Source organism: Pseudomonas sp. URMO17WK12:I11 (genome assembly GCF_007677725.1).
GTDB lineage: Bacteria > Pseudomonadota > Gammaproteobacteria > Pseudomonadales > Pseudomonadaceae > Aquipseudomonas.
Map to the genome: position 1 here is coordinate 1 of NZ_VEDF01000038.1, position 524 is coordinate 524.

At 53.8% G+C, this 524-nt stretch carries 4 tRNA genes; all 4 read left to right on the forward strand.

Annotated elements, in window-relative coordinates:
* Window positions 1-2 precede the first annotated feature (2 nt).
* The 4 genes from FS665_RS23130 to FS665_RS23145 all read left to right on the forward strand — a co-directional run bounded on the left by FS665_RS23130 (window position 3) and on the right by FS665_RS23145 (window position 524).
* Window positions 3-79 (forward strand) — tRNA-Arg (locus FS665_RS23130).
* A 72-nt stretch (window positions 80-151) separates the two neighbouring features.
* Window positions 152-228, forward strand: a tRNA-Arg gene (locus tag FS665_RS23135).
* A gap of 71 nt (window positions 229-299) precedes the next feature.
* Window positions 300-376, forward strand: a tRNA-Arg gene (locus FS665_RS23140).
* Between the two features lie 71 nt (window positions 377-447).
* Window positions 448-524 (forward strand) — tRNA-Arg (locus FS665_RS23145).

Below are 524 nucleotides of genomic sequence, written 5' to 3' on the forward strand. Positions count from 1 at the left end.
ACGGACTCATAGCTCAGCTGGATAGAGTACTCGGCTACGAACCGAGCGGTCGCAGGTTCGAATCCTGCTGAGTCCGCCACTTTTGAAGTGGCTTTGCTTACAAAGCTGCTTCAAATCACCAGTGGTAACCTGGTCTAAAATTACCAACGACGGACTCATAGCTCAGCTGGATAGAGTACTCGGCTACGAACCGAGCGGTCGCAGGTTCGAATCCTGCTGAGTCCGCCACTTTTGAAGTGGCTCTGCTTGCAAAGTCGCTTCACCCCACCAGTGGTAACCTGGTCTAAAACTACCACCACGGACTCATAGCTCAGCTGGATAGAGTACTCGGCTACGAACCGAGCGGTCGCAGGTTCGAATCCTGCTGAGTCCGCCACTTTTGAAGTGGCTCTGCTTGCAAAGCTGCTTCACCCCACCAGTGGTAATCTGGTCTAAAACTACCACCACGGACTCATAGCTCAGCTGGATAGAGTACTCGGCTACGAACCGAGCGGTCGCAGGTTCGAATCCTGCTGAGTCCGCCA